Raw genomic sequence first — 22,334 nt, 5'->3', positions numbered from 1 at the left:
CGCCGGCTGTTATTTTGCTAATTGATCGGCGAAGGCTTTTACGTAAGGAGGCAGATCAGGCGGGCGGCGGCTTGAAATAATGTGGCCGTCTACAATGACCGCTTCGTCGTGCCATTCAGCGCCGGCATTGGTCATATCATCTTTAATGCCGGGAGTGCTTGTAACGTTTTTGCCGTGCAGAATGTTCGCTGAAATCAGCACCCAGCCGGCGTGGCAAATTTGTCCGATCGGTTTTTTGGCTTCATCCATTTGGCGCACAAACTGAAGAACTTCCGGATAGCGCCGCAGCTTATCAGGGGCCCAGCCGCCCGGCACTAAAATCGCGTCGTATTCATTAGCATCAATTTCATCAAAGGAATAAGCTGCTTCCGCTGGCACGCCGTATTTGCCGACATACGTTTTTCCAGCTTCCTTGCCTACTAGGTGAACCGTCGCACCTTCTTCCTGCAGCCGTAAAATCGGATACCATAATTCTAGATCTTCAAACTCTTCCTCAACAAGGGCAATGACTTTTTTATTCGCTAGTCTCACGTGAACGCCTCCTTTTTTCTTTCTTTAGTGTAACAAAAAGAGGAAGGAAATAGGAAATGATATTGACTTGAGAAGCAATATTCGAGATAATTAAATGTAAGCGCTTTACAATAGGGAGGGGTGGAAATGAGGATGAAAAACAAGCCGAAATATTTTTATAGAATTTTCCTGCCTTTTGTTATTGTCGGCGTACTGGCTGTCATGCTTTTTAATGGATTCGCCTACTTTTTTTCGAAAAATTCATTTGAAGAGCAAATCATAAAAGAAAAACAGGAAAACGTCGTTCAAACGATGAACACATTTGAACAAAAACTTCAGGCCGTTGACTACTCATTTAACTCCTACGTATACGACCCTTCTTTTGAGCAGATGATCCAGCAGCCGCTGTCCGCCAGTCATTTCGATATTTATCGGACGATTGACAACCGCCTTAATTACATTTCCACATTTGGGCCAAACCAAACAACAGCGGAGCTTGTCAGCTTTCGGGGAAACTGGACGATCAACCAAAATGGCTTAAAGCAGCTGGATCAAAAACAGGTTCAAGCAGACTACGCGGATTACCTGGCGCTGCCTAACGCATCCACCTGGCTTAAGAAAGCTGACGCAAAAGAGATTCAGCTAGTGAAAAAGGTACCGCTCATGAAAACAGTGAAAACAGGCGCGCTCATTATTCACATTCCAATTGAATCACTGAGCAGTCTTGTATATAAGCAAGCAGAAACGGGCTCGATGTCGATTTATAACCAGGATGGCCAGCTCGTGTTTCAAAGCGGTGATCAGAAGTCAGATGCCGTGCCTCAAAGCATTCTCAGCACGCTCGACAATGAAAAATACAAGCAGATCGGTGTACTCGAATCAGACGGTGAAGGAAAGTTCGCGTACTCGAAATCGGTTTACAACAGCTGGATCTATATAACAAAAATTGACGAAAATGAGTATGCAGCGGCGATGAAGCCGACGGTGATCGGCACGGTGCTTATGAGCATCGTGATGCTTATGCTGATCGTAATGATTGCATATTTAAGCTCCAACTACTTTTCAAAGCCGATTCGCGAGCTGCAGACGATTATCCCGAAATCAAAAAGCGGCACCTTTAAAGATGAATTTGAACTGATCGGCCGGACGATCCGCACGGTGCTTGATCAAAATGAGTCGCTTGAGCACCGGGTAAACGGCCAGGTTGAGCAATTAAAAACGCTGTTTGCGATCAATTTATTTCATGGCAGAAAAACAGAAGATGAAATCGCAGAAGAGCTGCAAAAATTCGGCTATCCGGTTTCCTGGTCTCGCTTATACGCCTTTGTGCTGCAAGTGGACCATGTTGATGCCAAAAAATATACGAGCAAAGAAAAGGACGTGCTGTCTTTTGGCATCAGCCAAATAATGACAGAGATTATTGAAGAAGGAGAACGGCTGGCACCGGCTGCGATTGATTCGAAAACCCAGGCGGTTATTCTCATTGGCCATGAACCGGATGAGCAACAAAACGCCGCCCTTCTGCAGTCCTATGCGGAGCAAATCCAGCAAACGGTGAAAGAGCTGTTTTCCATTTCCGTCAGCATTGGCATCAGCCGTTCGTTTGAAAAGCTGAGCGAAAGCGACCAGGCACTCGACCAAGGACTAAGTGCACTGAAATACCGATTGAAGGTGGGCAAAGAAGCGATTGTGTTTCATGATGCGATGTTTGACGCGTCGGAAGTGAAAACAAGCTATTATCCGAAAATTTTAGAGAACCGTTTGTTTGAAGCGATTAAGCTTGGTGAAAGCGACAAAGCGAAAGAAGGCCTGGATATCCTGCTGGCGGATTTATTCAAGCGCAACCGGGGAACGCATGAGCTGGAGCTGAATATTATGCGCTTGATTAACAACCTGGTCGAGCTCATTCAGCTGCTCGGGATGGATTCGCTCATGGTGAAGGATCATAAAACGCTGTACAAGTCCGTATTTGAGATGGAAACGGCGGAAGAAGTTGAGCATTTTATAAAAGGGACCATCGTCTACCCGATGATTGATTTAATGGAAGAGCGTGAAAGCTCCCAGTACAAAACGATTTCGGATAAAATTGTTCATATCGTCCAGCATGAGTTTGATACAAAATTAACGCTGGATGTCATTGCGGGCCGTCTTCATTACAATCCAAATTATTTAAGTGAAATTTTCAAAAAAGAGCTGGGCCAGTCCTTTAGCGACTACCTGGCGAATTTCCGCTATACAATGGCGAAAAAATGGCTGAAGGAAACGGACCTATCCGTGAAGGAAATCGCGGAACGGCTGCAATATAACAACTCGCAAAACTTCATCCGCTTTTTCCGCAAGCTGGAAGGCATCACACCCGGGAAATACCGGGAGCAAAACCGCTTTGACGGAACGCCCGCCAATAACGAATGAGCCGGATTCAATGAGAATCCGGCTCACGCTGTTGAAAAAAGATTTTGTCAATGAATAGCAGGTGACTACTCCGCTTTTTTAAAAGCAGCCGTGCTTGCGCCAACATAGTAGGGCGGCTTCTGCAGGACTTCGCGTTCGGAGGGGCGGGCGGTGAGCTAACTTTTGTCGCTGACGCTCCAAAAGTGGATCTCACCTAACCCGCTGATCCCTCCCGAGTCTCCGTCCTGCGCCAGCCGCCCTGGTGGGGAGGAAAAGCAGATTGCAAAACCAAAAATGGAAATGGTTCTGATTGGAAAGGGAGAGGTGAGAATCCCTTGATTTCCACCATGTAGGAAAAGCGGGATTCCTTCTCGATGTCACATGTTTTCAAGAATAGCCGTCAGTCATTCACTCCGTTCCTTTAAAACCACTACGGGCGGAGGGAGGCCGGCGTAGACTTCCGCGAAACTGGCGGGCAGGTGAGATCCGGCTTTGGCGCGACAGCGACAAAGACTAGCTCACCGCCTGCTTTCTCGATGCGCGGAGCCGGCAGCCCGGAGCCCCTGAATGTTCTTTTCGAGAAATACAGCCTAATCCTTGCTCTGAAAAATGGGAACAATCTTGAAAAACAGTTAAGATTCTTTTGACACGTTTGTTTTTTAACTTTATGAGCCGGATTCAATAAGAATCCGGCTTGTCCATTTCTTTTATGAAAGGGGCTAATGCGGGTATTTTTTTGTTGATTTCCTCTGCCACAAACCGGGCCATTTTTTGGGCGCCGGCTTTTTTGAAGTGAGTGTTGTCATCTAGTCCATCCGGGTAATTAGGACTTTCTCCGGGTTTTAGCTGCATGAAAATCGCAGCGGTTCCCTCGTAGCCGAGCTCGTTGTAATAAGCGAGGCTTTTTTTGTTTAAGTCAATAAGCACAAGTCCCTGCTCCTCCGCTATTTCCCGCATCGCGTTCGTATACGCCGGGAAGCTGTCAATAAACGTACCCGCCCCCTTATCAAACGTTCTTCGGTTCATTGACGTGACACAAACGGGAATTCCCTGGCGCTGAAGAACGCCTCGAATATAATGATCTCTTAAATAGGTCTTGTACTGATCAACCGTCACGTACCGGTCCAGCTTCGTTGGGGTTTCGTCGTTGTGGGCGAACTGGATCAATATATAATCCCCCGGCTTGATGTCTGTCAGCAGCGCATTCAGCCGCCCTTCCCGGTAAGCCGAGCGTGTGCTGCGGCCGCCCATGGCCGGGTTTTCAATATGGATTGTCTCCTGAAAAAAGCGGCCGATCATCTGCCCCCATCCAGCCATCGGTGCCCGCTCCTTTTCATAGGTGCAGACCGTTGAATCGCCTATTAAAAAAAGAGCAGGATATGTGCTTCTTTGGCGTTCATGGATAGGCGTGACTTCAACGGTTGATAGAACGGCAGGTGATCCCTCCACGTGTAGGTGCAGAGCTGTGCCGACAAGCGCAAAGGGGAATAAGCATGTCCATTCCTGTTGTTCAAGCACCCAGGTGGGCTGAATCTCTACGCCGTTGACCGTCAGCTCCATCTCCTGCACATTAGCGCTGGCCGGACTGGTGAGAGTGATCGTATAATCCCTATCCGGAAGATCTGCTTGAAAGTGAAGAAGAGGGGCCGTATAAAGCCCCTCCTCTATTCGCATGCCGTCTGTTTCAAGAAAGCCGGCGCCAAGCTTTTCATTATATATGGTCATCGAGCCATCTCCTTTTACGCTTTCACTGAGCCGACGAGCGCGCCCTTGACGAAATATTTTTGAAGGAATGGATAAATGATCAGCATTGGCAAGGTTGCCACGGCAATAACGGCCATTTTCACCGTTTGAGCCGGTGGAACAATATCAACGGCGGTTGTATCGGCCTGCATTCCGCTGGAAACGATTACAATTTGGCGGAGCAAAATTTGAATCGGCCATTTAGCAGAATCATTAATATACAGGATCGCATTCATATATTCGTTCCAATACGCCACAGCATAAAACAGGGAGATCGTCGCAATCGATGGCAGTGACAGCGGCAGCACAATTTTCAAGAAAATCATAATGTCGTTGCAGCCATCAATCTTAGCGGATTCCTCTAAGCTTTCCGGAATCGCTTGAAAAAAGTTTCTCATAATAATGAGATTAAAGGCGCTGATGGCCACTGGCAGAATCAAGGCCCAGTACGAGTTGATCAGCCCCAGGTTTTTCACAACCAAATACGTCGGGATCATCCCGCCGCTAAACAGCATCGTAAAGACGACGAGAAAGTTCAGCTGCCGGCGTCCATATAGGTAGGTTCTGGACAGCCCGTACGCCATCGTAGCGGTTAACACCATACTGACAAACGTACCAACGCCGGTTACGCCGATTGACACGACCAGGCTTTTAAAGATAGTCGGTGTTGAAAAGATAAAGGTGTAGGCATCAAGCGTAAATGTCGTCGGAAATAAAATAAACGACTTTTCCATGACCTCGTCCGTTGTGGCGAATGAGCTGGCAATGACATTAATGAAGGGAAGCAGACAGGCGAGCGAGATCACCGCAAGAAATGTGTAGTTGAACACGTTGAAGATGCGGTTTCCTATAGAATAATCTTTCATGAAAAGAACCTCCTTAATGAAGTTTGTTATCTGACTTTACTGTAGCAACCGGCTGTGAAGTGCGTCTATACTCATTTGACCATACGTGGATAAAACCGAAGAAAAAAGGGCAAATGCTCGTCCATAATCATCCCGGAAGAAAATGATCATTTCAACAGGAGGCGTTCGGAAAACGCTTTCAAACCGCTGTTTGCAAGGGGACAGGCAAGATGATTATAGACGTTACGGCGGGTGCTGCATTACGGTATAGATGTGCAAAACAACAAATGCAAACGAGGAGGGATTCGCGTTGTGAGAGACACAAACGTTGCCGTGGATCAAGTGTCTGCAGCTATATCAAAAAAAGAAATAAAGCAGCTCGCCAGAAGGAAAAACATCGCCAGCCTTGCGAGGAACAAGTATCTCTATTTAATGATTTTGCCAGGCCTTCTGTATTTTCTTATCTTTAAATACGTGCCAATGGCGGGCATCATTATTGCCTTTCAGGATTATCAGCCGTTTCTTGGGATTGCGGGAAGTGAATGGGCTGGACTCAAGCACTTTGAACGACTGTTTACAGAACCGACTTTCTTCATGTTATTAAAAAATACACTCATCTTTTTCGCTTTAAACTTATTTATCTTCTTTCCGATTCCGATTATCGTAGCACTTATGTTAAATGAAGTGCGAATGAAAGCGTTTAAAGGTGCTGTCCAGACGATCATCTACATTCCACACTTTATGTCATGGGTCATCATCGTGTCGATTTTCTACGTGTTCCTGACTGTAGATGGAGGCATTGTGAATGAAGTAATTGCCCGAATGGGTGGAGAAAAGGTTGATTTCCTGACAAGCCCGGACTGGACGCGTACGTTGTACATCACTCAGGTCATCTGGAAGGAAATGGGCTGGTCAACGATTATTTATTTGGCCGCTGTAACTGCTGTCGATCCGCAATTATATGAAGCAGCCAAAATTGATGGGGCAAACCGTCTCCGCCAAATTTGGCACGTGACGCTTCCGGCGATTCGCCCGGTCATTATCATCTTGCTGATTTTGAAAATCGGCCAGACGCTGGATCTTGGATTTGAGCATGTGTATCTTCTATTGAACTCACTGAACCGTGAAGTAGCAGAGATTTTTGATACGTATGTTTATACAGCCGGCTTGAAAAACGGCCAGCTCAGCTACAGTACAGCGGTAGGCGTATTTAAAGGCCTTGTCGGGCTTGTTCTCGTCATTGGTGCCAATAAACTGGCGAAAAAGTTTGGTGAAGACGGCCTTTACTAATGAGAAAGGGTGGTGAGTGGAATGGATAAAATGGCGGAGCGGATGAATGCCTGCTGTTCTCTTCTATTGAAGCTCGTTTATGTGAATGTGCTATGGATGGCGTTCACACTCGCAGGACTCGGCTTGTTTGGAGCCGGTCCGGCAACACTGGCACTGTTTGGTGTGCTTCGCCAGTGGATTCGGGGCAATGAATCGATTCCGGTGTTCCATACATTTAAGGAGCTGTACAAGCAGCATTTCAAGGAAGGCAACAAGCTGTTTTTCCTGTATGGAACAGTGGGCCTGATTCTATACATTGATCTGCTATATGTTGAATCCATGGTGATTCGAGCAATTGTCATTGCAGCGAGTATTTTGTATGTCGTATCGTTGATTTATCTGCCGTGCATTCTTGTTCATTACGAAATGAAAACGCTTTTAAGTAAAATGAAGTATTCGGTTTTTCTAGGCATCGCTTATTTTCAATATACGCTCGTGTTACTTGCCGTATCAATGGCTCTATTCGTTATATTAGCGATTAATCCGGGCTTTTTCTTTCTATTTGGCCTCGGTCCGGTTGCTTATCTATCTATGTGGATGGTGAATCAAGTTTTTATGAAAGCCGAAATGCAGCAAACAACGAACGACCGCCGCCTGGCCGTCGACAAATAAGGGGATGGATGAAATGAAAAAGAATAACGTAACGAAAGTCTTGTCAATGAAAGCATTAATGGCTGCAGCTCTTTTAATGGGAGCTTGCTCGAACGATGCAGACAACGCGGCGCAGTCGTCAGCCGAGTATGATCCGGAATCAAAAGCTTCTGTGAACTGGACAGCCATTCTTCACGCCCCATCTCCGCCGAGCGGTGATGTTCTGACAAAGCTTGAGGAGCATACCAATGCGGACATTAACTTTAACTGGGTACCGGACGCGTCAAAAGAAGAACGGATTACCGCCGCTCTTGCTTCTGGTGAGCTGTCTGATATCGTTTCGCTGACGATGATGACAAACTCATCTGTGCGGCAGTCGCTTAAATCCGGTATGTTCTGGGATGTCGGCGAGTATCTTGACGATTATGACAATTTAAAAGCTATTTCGCAGGAGGTTCGGGATGCGGCTTCGATTGAAGGGGTACTGTACGGGGTGCCTTTTCAAAAGCCGCTGGCGCGTTCAGGACTCGTTCTTCGCCAGGACTGGCTGGATAATTTAGGCATGAAGCAGCCGACGAACCTTGAGGAGCTTCGTGAAGTGGCGCGTGCCTTTACAGAGGATGATCCGGATGGAAACGGCAAGGATGACACCGTCGGCTTCGGAGACCGGAGCGATTTGCGCTACAGCAGCTTTAAGCTGTTGGCTTCCTATCACGGGGCGCCAAACGGCTGGAAGGTAGAGGAAGACGGCTCATTTACACCGGAGTTTGAAACAGAAGAGTATATGAATACGATGAAATATTCCAGAGATCTTTATGAAAATGGCTTCTTATCACAGGATTTCGCAGTCACAGCGAAAACGGACCAGCAGCAAAAGTTCGCCCAGGGCAAAACAGGTATTTACACGGGGATGATCGATATTTTGAACTTGAAAAACTTGTCGCAGGGCTTGCAGGATGGCTTGAAGCTTGTGCCGGTGAACAAAATTGCCGGACCTGACGGGGAATATCACGTCTGGTCAGAAAACACGGGTGTCGGAGGCCTCATGGCATTTCCGAAATCAGAGGTGGAGTCAGAAGCAGAATTAAAACGTCTTCTTCAGTTCGTGAATGACTTGATTGATGAAGAGGCCTTTATGCTGATGACGGGCGGAATTGAAGGCACCCATTATGAATTAAATGAAAGCGGCGCGATTGAAATTACAGATACGGATTTATGGCAAAAAGAAGTACAGCCGCTGTCAAGCTCACGTCCAAGTGAGATTACCCATAGTCTGGTGGATGCAGATCCGGACAAACAGCTTGCTAATGAATTAGTGGAAGAAAACACAGAGTTCGCTGTGATCGACCCAACAGTGCCGCTGGATTCAGCTACAGCCAACGAACGCGGCACAGAGCTTGAGAAAATCATGGTCGATGCGACGATCAAATACATTATGGGTGAAATGGACGATGCCGGCTTTAAAGAGTCCATCGAAAAATGGCGTTCATCAGGCGGCGACCAGATTGTGAAAGAATATGCTGAGGCCTACAAAGCGTCCAAGTAAATTTGGCGCAATAACCTCTAGTTTGGCGCAATAATTCCAGATACGGCGCAATTAAATCAAATACGGCGCAATAATCTCTTTATTGCGCCGTAATCGCTGGAATTGCGCCAACATTAAAGCTTCGGAAGGATGGGGAAAGTGGAGATCCAAACAGCAGCCATGATTCAAAATCCTATATTAAAAGGATTCAATCCCGATCCTTGTATCGTTCGGGCAAAGGATGATTATTACATTGTGACCTCAACATTCGAGTGGTATCCGGGCATTCCGGTGTACCATTCGCGTGATTTAGTGCACTGGCGCTACGTGACAAGCATTTTAACAGACCATGTGCAGTTTCAAGGAAATCCGGATTCGGCCGGCGTATGGGCACCGGCGTTAAGCTTCCATAATGGCTTGTTTTATCTCGTTTATACGGATGTGAAACGAAGCAAATACCCATTTAAAGATGCCCATAACTATGTAAGAACAGCAGAGGCGATTACAGGTCCGTGGTCAGAGCCGGTCTTTTTAAACAGCGGTAATTTTGACCCGTCGCTGTTTCATGATGAGGACGGGCGAAAGTGGTTTTTAAATGTTCATTGGGATTACCGGATAAACGGCCGAAACAAGTCGGCGGGCATTGTCATGCAGGAATACAGCGGGCAGGAGCAGAAACTGACTGGCCCGATTCATCACATTTTTGACGGCACCGATTTACGGAAAACAGAAGCGCCGCATCTTTATAAGCACGAAGGCTATTATTATTTGGTCACAGCAGAAGGCGGCACGGGGAAAACGCATGCGGTTACAGTTGCCAGAGCCAAAAACATCACCGGTCCGTATGAAGTGGACCCGCAAAATCCGATGATGACCTCGGCGCATGATGAATCATTGCCGCTGCAAAAAGCCGGTCATGGAAGCGTTGTGGAGACACAGAATGGCGAGTTGTATATGGCGCATTTGTGCAGCCGTCCCGTTGGAGGAAAATATTCGATCCTGGGACGGGAAACGGCTATGCAGAAGGTGCACTGGACAGACGATGGCTGGCTCCGGCTCACGTCTGGCGGCTATGAAGCACAGCTGGAAGTGGAAGCACCGGATTTGCCGCTGCATCCGTTTGAGTCGGATGATCTTGAACGGGACGAGTTCGATGGACCCTCCTTGCATTGGACGTGGAATACACTCCGGGCGGCACCGGATGAGTCGTGGTGCTCGCTTTCAAAGCGACCGGGTTTCCTGAGAATTCACGGCGGTGAATCGCTTCATTCTCTTCATTCGCAGCACTTAATCGCCCGGCGCCAGCAGCATATTCACTGTGAAGCCGAAACGGCAGTCGAATTTAATCCGGAATCGTTTTTGCAGATGGCCGGTCTTGTGCTTTATTACAATACAGACAATTACGTGTATTTCTTTCTTTCTCATGACGAAGAAGCGGGCAAATCGCTGCATGTGATCAAAAGTGTATGGGGCGAATTTGAAAAGGTGGACGTCTGCATGCCAGTTGAAGAAAAAAGCGTCCGCTTAAAAGCAGTGATCCAGGGTGACCTGGTCACGTTTTTATATGCAGAAGGGGATGGGGACTGGAAAGAGGCATTGACGCCAGTCAGCATCGCCCATTTATCGGATGAAGGAAATGGATTTACCGGCAATTTTATCGGGCTGTGTGTGCAGGATATGCGGGGAACAAGCCAGTTTGCCGATTTTGATTATTTTTCATATAAGGAGATGACCTGAGACATGACGACAGCGATTCAAACAGCGAATTGGGCGCAAAAAATGACGGATTCAACGATGGCGCGCCGTCCGCTTTTATCAGATGGTGTGCAAAATGACAAGTGGTCCTACGATTACGGAGTTGTGCTGAAGGGGATCGAGCTTGTCTGGAGAAAAACGGGCGATCCGAAGTATCTCGCGTATATGAAGGAAAACATGGACGCGTTTGTCGATGAAGAAGGCGGCATTCGCCATTATGAAAAAGAAAGCTTTAACATCGATCACATTAACAACGGCAAGGTGCTCCTGACGCTTTACAAAGAATCAAAGGAGCAAAAGTACAAAAAAGCCGCTGACCGTTTGCGCCAGCAGCTGGCTGAGCATCCCCGCACTTCGGAACAAGTATTTTGGCATAAAAAGGTATACCCGTACCAGATCTGGCTCGACGGCTTGTATATGGGCTCGCCTTTTTACGCGGAATATGTAAAAGAATTCGGCGATCAATCCGAATTTGACGATATTACAAAGCAGTTCATTCTTTGTGTGAAAAACACAAAAGATCCAGAAACCGGCTTGCTGTATCACGCATTTGATGAGAAAAAAGTACAGCCGTGGTGTGATCCGGAAACCGGTCTGTCGAAAAACTTCTGGGGGCGTTCCATGGGCTGGTTTGTGATGGGGCTTGTCGATGTGCTGGGTATTTTGCCGGAAGACCACCCGGACCGTCCACAGCTGGTCACGATTTTAACGGAAACGCTGGAGGTGCTGAAGAACGTGCAGGATCAAAACAGCGGTGTCTGGTATCAGGTGCTCGATCAGCCGGACCGAAAAGGAAACTATTTAGAAGCTTCGGCCTCGTGCATGATTGTCTATGCAATGGCTAAAGGCGTCCGGCTCGGTATGTTGAAGGAAGAATGGATGGAAACAGCCCAAAAAGCATATGAAGGCATCATTGCTGAGTTTATTACCGTGACGGCAGAAGGACACGTGAATTTAAACAAAAACTGCCAGGTAGCGGGTCTGGGTGGTCCTGACGGCCGGGACGGCACATTTGAGTATTACATTAGCGAGCCGATTATCACGAATGATTTAAAAGGAGTAGGTGCGTTTATTTTAGCAGCGGCAGAAATGGAGGAGCAGCAATCGTGAATACAGCACAAGCGTCATCTGCTGTGTCGATTACTCATTTCGGTGCAGTAGGAAATGGTAAAACGATGAACACTGAAGCGATTGCCGGAGCGATTCAGGCATGTGTGGAAAGGGGCGGCGGCACTGTTTCTGTGCCAGCCGGCCGTTTCTTAACCGGAGCAGTCATCTTAAAAAGCGATATTAACCTTCATCTGGAAGCCGGCGCGGTTTTGCTGTTCAGCACCGATCCGGCTGATTATCCTGTTGTTCATTCGCGCTGGGAAGGAGTCAACCGGGATGTATACGCCTCGTGTATTTATGCGGAAGGAGCGGAAAATATCTCGATCACCGGCCAGGGCACACTGGACGGCCAGGGACAGCCATGGTGGGAGCTGTTCAGACGAAAAGAAAATGACTATCCGCGCCCGAAGCTTGTCAGCTTTGACCGGTGCAGCCGCGTGCTGATTTCCGGCGTAAAGATGATTGATTCACCAAGCTGGACTGTGAATCCGATCCGCTGCGAGAATGTGACCATTCATGCCATTTCCATCGTCAACCCGAGCGATTCTCCGAATACAGACGGAATTGATCCTGAATCGTGCCGCAATGTACGGATCTCCGACTGCCATATTGATGTCGGAGATGATTGTATTGCCATTAAATCCGGTACAGAAGATTCTCCGGAGCGCATTCCGTGTGAGAACATTACTATTACAAACTGCACCATGATCCACGGGCACGGCGGTGTCGTGCTCGGCAGTGAGATGAGCGGGGATATCCGCAACGTCACCGTGAGCAATTGCGTGTTCGAAGGAACAGACCGGGGCATCCGGCTGAAGTCAAGACGCGGACGCGGCGGGGTTGTAGAAGACATCCGGGTCAGCAATATTGTGATGAAAAAAGTCATTTGTCCGTTTATTGTGAATGCCTACTATTTCTGCGGTCCGCGCGGCAAGGAAAAGTACGTGTGGGATAAAGCGTCCTATCCTGTAACGGAAGAAACACCTGCCTTCCGCCGCATCCATTTTTCCAATATTACTGCCCGCGAGGTGAGCGCAGCGGCCGGTTTTCTTTACGGGCTGCCGGAAATGTATGTGGAAGAGGTGACGTTTAGCGACGTGTCGATAGCGATGGCAGAGGACGCCGAGCCGGGTATGCCGGCGATGATGTCGCAGCTTGAACCGATGAAGCAGCACGGCTTTTACTGCGGCAATGTAAAAGACATTCAGTTTAACCGTGTGTCAGTCAGCGGTCACGACGGTCCTGCCTTTTACGTAGAAAATGGCCAGGACGTTGAATTCCATCAGTGCAAAGTCAAAAATGCACAGTCGAATGACCCGATGGTCGTGGAAACGCATGGCGAATGAGCAAAAACGCCAGCAGCTCTATCAGCTGCTCGGTGATTTGCCGGAGCGCCATCATCTGTCCGTCACAAGGCTGAAGGAAGAGGAAAAGGAGTCTTATATTCTCGAAACGCTTTTGATGGAAATCAACGGCTCCGAAAAAGTACCGGCTTATTTTGTCCGCCCTAAAAAAACAGATCAAAAACGGCCGGCTGTTTTATTTAATCACTCGCACGGCGGACAATACGACAGAGGCAAAAAGGAATTAATTGAAAGCAGCGCCTACCTTCAGCAGCCCTCCTTTGCCGAGGAGCTGACCCGTCTTGGCTACAGCGTTCTGTGCATGGATATGTGGGCATTTGGTGAACGGCAGGGCAAAAAGGAAAGTGAGCTTTTTAAAGAAATGCTTTGGAACGGCCAGGTCATGTGGGGCATGATGCTCTACGACAGCATGCGCGGCCTTGATTATTTAGCTTCCAGAGAGGATGTAGACGAATCACGAATCGCTACGGTCGGCATGAGCATGGGCGGGCTGATGTCATGGTGGCTGTCCGCGCTGGATGAACGCGTGAAGGTATGCATTGATATCGCGGGGCAGGTGGAGGCACAAGCGCTAATCCGTCAGCGGGGTCTGGATCATCACGGATTTTATTCCTACGTACCGGGCTTGCTGAAGCAGTTTCAAACAGCGGATATTCAGTCGCTTATTGCGCCGCGCCCTCATTTAAGCCTGGTCGGTGATCAAGACCGGATGACGCCGTTTGAAGGCCTTGCCACCATCGATCAGTCGCTCACGAACGTTTACACACAAGCAGGAAAGCCGGATCACTGGAAAATGAGCCGCTTTTCCTGTGGCCACATTGAAACAGCCGGCATGAGAAGCGAGCTGTGTACATTTTTGCAAACCCATTTGTAGGAGGCGGATTACGTGATTGTCGCAAAAGATGGAAGTGGTACCTTTACAACCATTCAGGAAGCTTTGGACAGCATTCCCGAAGCAAATACCGAACCCGTCACCATTCATATTAAAGACGGCACATATAAAGAAAAATTGGTCATTGATAAGCCTTTTGTTTCACTCGTCGGTACGTCGGCAGAACGAGTGACGATCACATACGATGATTATGCACGAAAGCGGCTCCCGAACGGGGAAGAAATGCGGACGTTTGCTTCCTACAGCGTATTTATTGGAGCGGACCGGTTCACTGCGGAAAACATTACGTTTGAAAACAATGCCGGCTGCGGAAAAGTGGTCGGCCAGGCAGTCGCTGTTTATGCGGAGGGAACCGGAGTCGAATTTCATCAGTGCCGGTTTTTAGGCAGACAGGATACGCTGTTCACCGGACCGCTCCCGCCAAAGCCGATTGAAGGCAGCACCTTTGGCGGTCCGGGAGAAGGCAAGGAGCGAAAGGCGTGCACGCTTTATTTCCACAGCTGTTACTTGGAAGGTGACATTGACTTTATTTTCGGCTCAGCGACAGCGGTGTTTCACTCGTGCGAAATCTTCAGCATGGACCGCGACGAAAACCCGAACGGCTTTGTGACAGCCGCGTCCACGCCTGAAGGACAGCCGTTCGGCTATGTGTTTATTGACTGCCGCTTAACGAGCAAGGCGGCACCGGAAACGGTTTATTTAGGAAGACCGTGGCGCGATTATGCCAAAACGGTGTTTATCAATTGCTGGATGGACCGACATATTAAAAAAGAAGGCTGGCATAACTGGGATAAGCCGCATGCAGAAAAGATGGTCTACTACGCCGAGTATAGAAGCAGCGGCCCCGGAGGAAGGATGGATAGCCGGGTAAAGTGGGCCCATATTCTCTCGGAGAAGGAAGCTGAAACGTATACAGTCGAGCGTATCCTTCAAGCGGCCAAACAGGCGGTCACAGATTAATCAAACAGGAGTACGTAAAAAAAGCAGCCGCAAGCGGGCTGCTTTTTTCCATGACGTAATCGTTAAGCTGATCTTTTAATCGTTTCATGATCTTCTTTGCTGAAAAATTGATCAAGAGCCAAAAAAGAACTGCCTGTTAATGCAAGAGAAGCTGACATGGCAAGGAGCGCAAGATCCAGTTCATAACCAGCCGACTGGCCATTTCCGATAAAGCCTGCCGCAAGCTTCACCTTGAAGATGGCTCCGACCATGACAAGAGCTAAAATGGCAGAAAAAACACGAGTGCCAATGCCTAAAATAAGCGCCAACCCTCCTGCTGTTTCAATAAAAGCGACCGCATAAGCAAGCATTCCTGGAAGGCCGATGCTGTCAAACCAGCCTGCCGTGTTGGCGATACCTCCTTGAAATTTCACCACGCCATGAACGAAAAAGGTAATACCTAGCACAAGGCGAAGAATAAAAGCACTCCATTCTGTGTAACGATTCATATTCATTTCCTCCTCTTTTCTCTAATATGAATAAAAGTTTATTATAAGATAACAATTTTCAAGGTAGAACGTCAAGTGTTTTTTTGTTAATATGTAATTAAGTTTTCTAATAGTAAACAAAGGGGAGACGTTTTTATGGACATTGGATCAACTATTCGAGCCATTCGGAACAGAAAAAACATGACGATCGCCCAAATGAGTGAAGGAACCGGTTTATCAAAAGGGTTTATTAGCAACATGGAGAATAATAATACGTCGCCGTCTATTCAATCGCTGCAGGCAGTGGCACAGTTTCTCGCCATTCCTCTGCCGTATTTGCTTTTGGAAAAAGAGCAGCGGATGCGGGTTGTCCGAAAACAGGAGCGGCAATATACATCGTACTCAAAGGAGAAAATTAAGGTGGAGCACCTGACGTCCAAGGGAGGACTGACCATGCAGCGGGTGGAATTTCCACCTGGCGCGGCAACAGGAGACTCTTCCCATGCCCACGAAGGAGAAGAATGTCACCTTGTCCTGCAAGGAACGATTTTAGCGGAACAGGGAGAAGATTCGGTTGTGTTAGAGGAAGGTGATGCCTTCAGCTGGAATGCCTGCGTGCCTCATCTCGTTCGGAATATTGGAGAAGGAACCGCCATTGTACTCATTGCTATTTATACGGGCGGAGAGTCTGCAGATATTCTTTAGGAGCATAAAAAAGCTGTCTCAATGAAAAATGAGACAGCTTTTTTTGATGTGACGTGTTTGGCTATGGTGATATGGGCGTTTGTCATAAAAAGAAAAAAACAGCCGGGGCAGTAATGCCGCCGGCTGTTTTCTCGCGTTATTGGACAGCTTTTTCAGATGTTAAATCAATATGTCCTTCTCCCCAGGCGCACATCGCATCTAAAATCGGACGAAGTGACCATCCATATTCAGTTAATGAATACACGACCTTCGGCGGTACCTGCTCAAACACCGTTCGGTTCACAACACCATCCGATTCAAGCTCACGCAGCTGCTGTGTGAGCATTTTTTGCGTAATACCGGGCATGAGCCTTTTCAGTTCACTTGTGCGTTTTTCACCTTTAATCAAATGGCACATAATAACGACTTTCCATTTTCCTCCGATGACATCAAGTGTCGCTTCAACAGGAATATTGTAAGCCACGCTGTTTTCCTCCTTATAGGCACTGAAAAGTACCTGCATTACTTTAAAGTGCGTACTTCTCTTTTTGTTTAAGTGCTCTCATAATAGCATACACAGGAATGAAACAAAAGATCATAAAGGATGGTAGGTACTAAAAAGTGCCTATGGTTTGAAAAGAAGCGTACGTTTATTTTGGTCACTACTATCCACCATGATCTTACAGAAAACGGCAGGGCCCGCCGCTTTACACTTTAAGGAGGAAATAGATAACATGAACGATATACCTTATGCGGCTTCTCAACAGAAGACCGCTTCGAAAAATCATACACTTGCTTTATGGGCACTGGCAATCAGTGCATTTGGAATCGGGACAACAGAATTTGTTCCAGTTGGTCTGCTTGCCGCTATCGCAGATGACTTAAATATTGGTATTACGTTGGCCGGGCTGTTAATAAGCGGCTATGCGATCGGCGTTGCAGTCGGTGCACCTGTACTGACTGCTTTGACAAACCGGATAAGCCGGAAAGCACTGCTTATGTCATTAATGGTCGTTTTCATTGCAGGGAATATAACCGCTGCTACAGCTTCTTCATTTGAAATTTTGCTGATAGCCCGCTTTATCACGGCATTTTCACATGGTGTCTTTTTCTCCATTGGCGCGACGATTGCCGTCCAGCTCGTACCTCCGCATAAAAAAGCGAGTGCGATTGCGTTAATGTTTACCGGCTTGACCGTTGCAACCGTAACAGGAGTTCCACTCGGCACGTTTATTGGCCAGTCATTCGGCTGGAGAGCAACATTCTGGGGCGTAGCGCTGCTTGGCGTCATCGCGATTGCGGCCAGTGCATGGTTAATTCCTAAAAATTTAAAACAGCCGCCGCCAGCCAAATTTACAGATATGTACCGCCTTATAACAAACAAGCACATTTTGATGGGACTTGCGATTACAGCTCTAGGCTACGGTGGCACATTCGTGGCATTCACCTTCTTAACACCGATATTACAGGACGTAACAGGATTAAAGCCGGGTATGGTCAGTATTGTGCTGCTTGTATATGGAGTGGCTGTGGCAATCGGGAACGAAGCGGGAGGCCGGCTCGCCAACCATAGCCCGGTCCGTGCACTGTTTTGGATGTTTATCGCGCAAGCCGCCATTTTAGTGATGATGTCCTTTATGATTCCTTTTAAAATTGCCGGACTGATCGGTGTAATCTTAATGGGTCTGCTTGCTTTCATGAATGTGCCCGGCCTTCAGTTTTATGTCGTGCAGCTGGCTGAAAAATATGTGCCATCGGCGGTTGATGTGGCGTCCGCATTAAATATTGCTGCTTTTAATATTGGCATCGCCGTGGGGGCAACAATCGGCGGCCTTGTTGTGGATACGATTGGGCTTGTTCATACTCCGTGGATTGGCGGTGTGATGGTGGCACTGGCCGTGTTGTTAACAGGGGTTTCGTTGAAAATGGAAAAAAGATAAAGGGCATCACATCCAAGGTTTTTCACCAGCATAAAAACCCAGCTCCGGCTTTGACCGTGGCTGGGTTTTTGATTATCCGTATGTTTTTTCCAGCTGGTGCAGCTTTTTGTCCAAAATAAAATTTCCAAAAGGAATAAAGGCGACGACAACCGCCAAAATCGGCCAAATCAGATTCCAGCGCGTTTTTAACGTGACATAGGCGATAATGATGCAGTACGTCACAAAAAGAGCACCGTGAATAGACCCGACGAGTGAGACGGCTTCCGGAATATCGAACCAGTATTTCATCGGCATCGCAATAAACAGGAGAACAAGCAAGGAAATGCCTTCAAAATAACCGGCGAAGCGCAGCTTGCCGACAGTTGTTTTTAACATAAGTGCCTCCAATATCGAATGATTGTTTCTTTAAAGATAGCGGATACAGACCTGAATTTCACCTTTTTTACGCTCTGTTCAAGAGATTGTCATTCTTTTGTTAGAAAAAGATTGTTTAAATGAGGAAATTCATGTATTCTTTTAATTAATAATGATAATTATTATCAATTAAAAGGGGGATGACCATGCCTGAGCAGGATATATATGACGTGACGATTATTGGCGGAGGACCAGCAGGCTTGTACGCTGCTTTTTACAGCGGACTGAGAGGGTTAAAAACGAAAGTAATTGAGTATCAGCCGAAGCTGGGTGGTAAAGTGCATGTATATCCGGAAAAGCTGATCTGGGACATTGGTGCATTAACGCCAACGACAGGTGAGCAGCTGATCAAGCAGCTTGTGCAGCAGGCAATGACATTCCACCCAACTGTCGTTTTAAATGAAAAAGTAGATAAAATCAATAAAAATGAAGCAGGCTTGTTTGAACTGGAGACGGCTTCAAATGAGGTGCACCTGTCCAAAACGGTCATCACCGCAGTGGGCAGCGGTATTCTGAACCCGCAAAAGCTGCCGATTGAAGGAGCGGAGCGGTTTGAGGTCACCAATTTACATTATGTCGTGCAGTCCCTGCAGAAGTTCAAGGGGAAAACGGTGGTGATTTCCGGCGGCGGCAATTCTGCTGTGGACTGGGCGAATGAATTGTCGCTCGTGGCAGAAAAGGTATACGTTGTTTGCCGTGGGGACGAGTTTAAAGGCCATGAAGCGCAGGTGCAGCAGCTGATGGACAGCTCAGCCATCTGCTTGAAAAATGAAGCCATTACAAAATTGATCGCTTCACCGGATGGTACGCAGATTAGCCAGGTTGAGCTGACAAACAGCAAAACGCTGGAAAAAACCATTTTAGCGGCAGATGAAGTGATTATTAATCATGGCTTTGACCGTGACTCGGCTCTTTTGCAAAACAGCACAGAATTAAATGTTGAATTAGAAGATGACTTTTATGTTTCCAGCCGGCCATCGGGCGAGTCCTCTGTGCCGGGACTGTTTGCGGCAGGGGACGTCTTAAAGCACGAAGGCAAGCTTCACTTAATAGCAGGAGCCTTTGTGGACGCAGCCAATGCCGTAAACCGGGCAAAGCAGTTTATCGATCCGGATTCCAGAAGCAGCGCCATGGTTTCTTCGCATAACGATGTCTTTAAAGAAAAAAACAAAGACATTATGCAAAAAATGATCCGTTAAATATACTATGAACACCCCAGCGTTCGACGTTGGGGTGTTTTTTTGTTAAATGGCTGGTATTTCGAGAGGAAACCAGATGTCTATATTTCATCAATCAAATGGTTGTTTGAATGTAAGTGTTTGGTGTATGATAAAAACAGAAAAACAATCGCACGTTCAAATGATTATTTGAATATAAATAAGGTAATCAATAAGAAAGGAATGAGGGAAATGGGGCATTCTCATTCGCACGATCATGGTCATCATCACCACGGAAGCAGCAATAAAACGGCGTTGAAATGGGCGTTCTTTTTGATTACGTTCTTTATGGTAGTCGAGGTGATTGGCGGAGTATTAACCAACAGCCTGGCGCTGCTTTCAGATGCGGGGCACATGTTAAGTGATTCTGCTGCGCTCGGTCTCAGCTACGTGGCGATAACGATTGGCCAGAGAGCGGCATCCAGCAAGAAAACCTTTGGCTATAAGCGCTTTGAGATACTGGCTGCTTTTATTAACGGCCTCACGCTGATGGCCATTTCACTTTATATTTTTTTTGAAGCGTATCAGCGGTTAATGGACCCGCCGGAGGTCGTCAGCACAGGAATGCTGGTTATTTCTTCGCTCGGTCTGGTTGTGAATATTGCGGCTGCCTTTATCCTAATGAAGGGCGACAAGGATGAGAATTTAAATGTTCGGAGCGCCTTTTTGCATGTGCTGGGTGATATGCTTGGATCTGTCGGTGCAATTGGAGCGGCCCTGCTGATTTTATTTTTCGGGTGGTATATGGCCGATCCGATTGCCAGTATCATTGTGGCCGTTTTAATTATTATCAGCGGCTTTCGGGTAACGAGGGATTCCTTTCATATTTTAATGGAGGGAGCACCGATTCATCTGGATACGCAGGAGGTCAAAGACAAATTGCTGTCACTGGAAGAGGTGAAGCAAGTCCATGATTTGCACGTCTGGTCGATTACATCCGATTTTCCGGCGGTCAGCTGCCATTTAGTTGTAGACAACGAAGAGAATGATCAGCTCGTTCTTTCCAGGGCAAAAAAGCTGCTGCACGACGAATTTGAGCTGCATCATGTGACGATTCAAATTGATAAAGAAGGAACAACGGGCTGTGAATCATGTAACTAAGAAAGAGTGAGATAAATGCTTTATTCAATGTGGCTGTTTTTGCTGGCGGGACTGGCTGAAATCGGCGGTGGTTATTTAATCTGGCTTTGGCTGAGAGAAGGCAAGCCGTTTACGTGGGGGATTGCAGGCGGTGTGGCGCTTGTCTTGTATGGCATCATCGCGACGTTGCAGACATTCCCATCATTTGGACGTGTATATGCGGCGTATGGCGGCGTTTTTATTGTATTGTCCGTTTTGTGGGGATGGGGCGTTGACAAAAAAACGCCTGATTTGTATGACTGGGCCGGAGCAGCCATTTGCATCATTGGCGTGGCTGTTATGCTTTTTGCGCCTCGTCATTAAAAAAAGCCGGGAACTCCCGGCTTTTTTTGTTGATTACGCAGCCATTTTCCGGCATGCTTCTGCACATGCAAAGCACGCTTCCGCGCATTTTTGACAGTGATCGTGGTTGTGCTGTTTGCATTCGTTGCCGCACGCTTCGCAAATATCCGCACAAAGCGCACAAATCTCGGCCATAAAAGGACTGTTGCGCTGCATCGATTGCACGGCCAATGTGCAAATGTCTGCGCATTCGCGGTCCAGCCGGATGCAGCCTGCCATCATGTTCACATCGTCTTCTTGCAGGCACTGGTCAAAGCATGTGTTGCACGCGTCTAAACAGTCAAGACAAGCTTGAATACAATCGTGAATATTTTGATTCACAAAAACGCCTCCTTCATGGAAATAAATCTTCGTTACTACTTTATCCGTCCAATTTTATTTTAAACACAAAAAACAAATCAATTTATTTACATACAATAGGGGGGTATGGTAAATTAAAAACAGGGAGGCGGATGCAATGGACGAAATGGAACTCCACGCTTGCGGCACACTGTCTGACCGAAAAAGCCATCACTCAGAAGCGACAAAGAAAAATTTAGTGACGCGGCTGAACCGAGTAGAAGGACAAATTCGCGGCATTAAAGGATTAATTGAAAAAGATGTATACTGTGATGATATTATTACCCAGATTTCCGCGACGCAATCCGCGCTGAACAGCGTCGCCAAACTATTGCTTGAAGGCCACCTGAAAAGCTGTGTGGTCGAACGTATTCAAGAAGGCGATGAAGAAATCGTCGATGAGCTGCTGACAACCATTCAGCGCTTAATGAAAAAATAACGAAGGGAAGCGATACAGATGGAACAAACAACATTACACGTACAGGGAATGTCATGCGGGCATTGTGTCAAAGCGGTTGAAGGAAGCGTCGGCAAGCTTGAAGGCGTGCAGACAGTCAAGGTTCATTTGGAGGAAAACCAAGTGGATGTCGCATATGACAAGGAAAAAGTGACATTGGATCAAATTAAAGAAACGATTGATGATCAAGGATACGACGTCGTTTAATGGACCGGATTGTACTTAGATCGACCGGATTCGAGGAGTGGATGACCGGAAAAAGAAGAATCCGGTCATCTTACAGCCCATTCCAGTCGGTCGGCCATTTTTCCGGCCAACC

23 protein-coding genes are annotated in these 22,334 nt (G+C 47.3%); 16 read left to right on the top strand and 7 right to left on the bottom strand.

Going from position 1 to position 22,334, the window contains the following annotated elements:
* Nucleotides 1-9: 9 nt before the first annotated feature.
* A complete protein-coding gene (locus tag BW952_RS14560; protein WP_045852111.1) occupies nt 10-531 on the bottom strand; it encodes a type 1 glutamine amidotransferase domain-containing protein in 522 nt (173 codons plus the stop codon).
* 126 nt (nt 532-657) lie between these two features.
* Here BW952_RS14560 and BW952_RS14555 point away from each other — a divergent pair, with 126 nt between their 5' ends.
* A complete protein-coding gene (locus tag BW952_RS14555; protein ID WP_045852112.1) occupies nt 658-2,922 on the top strand; it encodes an AraC family transcriptional regulator in 2,265 nt (754 codons plus the stop codon).
* Nucleotides 2,923-3,579: 657 nt separating this feature from the next.
* Here the strand turns inward: BW952_RS14555 and BW952_RS14550 are convergent.
* Both BW952_RS14550 and BW952_RS14545 read right to left on the bottom strand, forming a co-directional pair.
* Nucleotides 3,580-4,626 (bottom strand): rhamnogalacturonan acetylesterase, encoded by a 1,047-nt coding sequence (locus BW952_RS14550; protein ID WP_052698469.1) that lies wholly within the window; start codon nt 4,624-4,626, stop codon nt 3,580-3,582.
* Between the two features lie 14 nt (nt 4,627-4,640).
* The gene (locus BW952_RS14545) at nt 4,641-5,510 is read right to left on the bottom strand and encodes a carbohydrate ABC transporter permease (RefSeq protein WP_045851240.1); all 870 of its coding nucleotides are present in this window, start codon (nt 5,508-5,510) and stop codon (nt 4,641-4,643) included.
* Nucleotides 5,511-5,921: 411 nt separating this feature from the next.
* On the opposite strand from BW952_RS14545, the gene BW952_RS14540 reads away from it, so the two are divergent.
* The 8 genes from BW952_RS14540 to BW952_RS14505 all read left to right on the top strand — a co-directional run bounded on the left by BW952_RS14540 (nt 5,922) and on the right by BW952_RS14505 (nt 15,015).
* Entirely contained in the window at nt 5,922-6,779 is an 858-nt protein-coding gene (locus BW952_RS14540; RefSeq protein WP_082084629.1) for an ABC transporter permease, read from the top strand.
* 21 nt (nt 6,780-6,800) lie between these two features.
* Complete coding sequence (locus BW952_RS14535) at nt 6,801-7,430, top strand: YesL family protein (RefSeq protein WP_045851241.1); 630 nt, start codon at nt 6,801-6,803, stop codon at nt 7,428-7,430.
* Nucleotides 7,431-7,443: 13 nt separating this feature from the next.
* Nucleotides 7,444-8,955, top strand: a complete 1,512-nt coding sequence (locus BW952_RS14530; protein ID WP_045851242.1) for an extracellular solute-binding protein — start codon at nt 7,444-7,446, stop codon at nt 8,953-8,955.
* Between the two features lie 159 nt (nt 8,956-9,114).
* The gene (locus BW952_RS14525; protein ID WP_045851271.1) at nt 9,115-10,671 is read left to right on the top strand and encodes a glycoside hydrolase family 43 protein; all 1,557 of its coding nucleotides are present in this window, start codon (nt 9,115-9,117) and stop codon (nt 10,669-10,671) included.
* Nucleotides 10,672-10,674: 3 nt separating this feature from the next.
* Nucleotides 10,675-11,799, top strand: coding sequence for a glycoside hydrolase family 88/105 protein (locus tag BW952_RS14520; protein WP_045851243.1), 1,125 nt, complete (start codon nt 10,675-10,677; stop codon nt 11,797-11,799).
* Nucleotides 11,800-11,864: 65 nt separating this feature from the next.
* Nucleotides 11,865-13,145 (top strand): glycoside hydrolase family 28 protein, encoded by a 1,281-nt coding sequence (locus BW952_RS14515; RefSeq protein WP_045851272.1) that lies wholly within the window; start codon nt 11,865-11,867, stop codon nt 13,143-13,145.
* Nucleotides 13,111-14,037, top strand: coding sequence for a dienelactone hydrolase family protein (locus tag BW952_RS14510; RefSeq protein ID WP_231581418.1), 927 nt, complete (start codon nt 13,111-13,113; stop codon nt 14,035-14,037). The genes BW952_RS14515 and BW952_RS14510 overlap by 35 nt, the downstream gene beginning before the upstream one ends.
* Nucleotides 14,038-14,049: 12 nt before the next feature.
* Nucleotides 14,050-15,015, top strand: coding sequence for a pectinesterase family protein (locus BW952_RS14505; RefSeq protein ID WP_045851245.1), 966 nt, complete (start codon nt 14,050-14,052; stop codon nt 15,013-15,015).
* A gap of 62 nt (nt 15,016-15,077) precedes the next feature.
* Here the strand turns inward: BW952_RS14505 and BW952_RS14500 are convergent, their stop codons facing one another.
* Nucleotides 15,078-15,503: a DoxX family protein gene (locus tag BW952_RS14500; RefSeq protein WP_045851246.1), complete on the bottom strand. Its 426-nt coding sequence runs from the start codon at nt 15,501-15,503 to the stop codon at nt 15,078-15,080.
* Nucleotides 15,504-15,638: 135 nt separating this feature from the next.
* Here BW952_RS14500 and BW952_RS14495 point away from each other — a divergent pair, with 135 nt between their 5' ends.
* Entirely contained in the window at nt 15,639-16,187 is a 549-nt protein-coding gene (locus BW952_RS14495) for a helix-turn-helix domain-containing protein (protein WP_045851247.1), read from the top strand.
* A 136-nt stretch (nt 16,188-16,323) separates the two neighbouring features.
* Here the strand turns inward: BW952_RS14495 and BW952_RS14490 are convergent, their stop codons facing one another.
* Entirely contained in the window at nt 16,324-16,689 is a 366-nt protein-coding gene (locus BW952_RS14490; protein ID WP_175607590.1) for a winged helix-turn-helix transcriptional regulator, read from the bottom strand.
* Between the two features lie 211 nt (nt 16,690-16,900).
* Here BW952_RS14490 and BW952_RS14485 point away from each other — a divergent pair, with 211 nt between their 5' ends.
* Nucleotides 16,901-18,106: an MFS transporter gene (locus BW952_RS14485; protein ID WP_045851249.1), complete on the top strand. Its 1,206-nt coding sequence runs from the start codon at nt 16,901-16,903 to the stop codon at nt 18,104-18,106.
* A gap of 72 nt (nt 18,107-18,178) precedes the next feature.
* On the opposite strand, the gene BW952_RS14480 is transcribed toward BW952_RS14485, so the two are convergent.
* Complete coding sequence (locus BW952_RS14480) at nt 18,179-18,481, bottom strand: DUF3817 domain-containing protein (RefSeq protein WP_045851250.1); 303 nt, start codon at nt 18,479-18,481, stop codon at nt 18,179-18,181.
* 185 nt (nt 18,482-18,666) lie between these two features.
* Between BW952_RS14480 and BW952_RS14475 the strand changes: the two genes are divergently transcribed.
* The 3 genes from BW952_RS14475 (at nt 18,667) to BW952_RS14465 (ending at nt 21,180) form a co-directional block, all read left to right on the top strand.
* The gene (locus tag BW952_RS14475; RefSeq protein ID WP_045851251.1) at nt 18,667-19,719 is read left to right on the top strand and encodes an NAD(P)/FAD-dependent oxidoreductase; all 1,053 of its coding nucleotides are present in this window, start codon (nt 18,667-18,669) and stop codon (nt 19,717-19,719) included.
* Between the two features lie 210 nt (nt 19,720-19,929).
* Nucleotides 19,930-20,838, top strand: coding sequence for a cation diffusion facilitator family transporter (locus BW952_RS14470; protein WP_045851252.1), 909 nt, complete (start codon nt 19,930-19,932; stop codon nt 20,836-20,838).
* A 15-nt stretch (nt 20,839-20,853) separates the two neighbouring features.
* A complete protein-coding gene (locus BW952_RS14465; RefSeq protein ID WP_045851253.1) occupies nt 20,854-21,180 on the top strand; it encodes a YnfA family protein in 327 nt (108 codons plus the stop codon).
* 33 nt (nt 21,181-21,213) lie between these two features.
* Here the strand turns inward: BW952_RS14465 and BW952_RS14460 are convergent, their stop codons facing one another.
* A complete protein-coding gene (locus BW952_RS14460) occupies nt 21,214-21,540 on the bottom strand; it encodes a four-helix bundle copper-binding protein (protein WP_045851254.1) in 327 nt (108 codons plus the stop codon).
* A 136-nt stretch (nt 21,541-21,676) separates the two neighbouring features.
* On the opposite strand from BW952_RS14460, the gene BW952_RS14455 reads away from it, so the two are divergent.
* Both BW952_RS14455 and copZ read left to right on the top strand, forming a co-directional pair.
* Nucleotides 21,677-21,997 (top strand): metal-sensitive transcriptional regulator, encoded by a 321-nt coding sequence (locus BW952_RS14455; RefSeq protein ID WP_045851255.1) that lies wholly within the window; start codon nt 21,677-21,679, stop codon nt 21,995-21,997.
* Between the two features lie 18 nt (nt 21,998-22,015).
* Complete coding sequence (gene copZ / locus BW952_RS14450) at nt 22,016-22,222, top strand: copper chaperone CopZ (protein ID WP_045851256.1); 207 nt, start codon at nt 22,016-22,018, stop codon at nt 22,220-22,222.
* Nucleotides 22,223-22,334 lie beyond the last annotated feature (112 nt).

Origin of the sequence: Domibacillus enclensis (assembly GCF_900156125.1) — a bacterium.
Taxonomy (GTDB): domain Bacteria; phylum Bacillota; class Bacilli; order Bacillales; family Domibacillaceae; genus Domibacillus; species Domibacillus enclensis.
The sequence above is the reverse complement of the archived record's forward strand: the minus strand, read 5'-3'. Positions and strand labels throughout refer to the sequence as shown.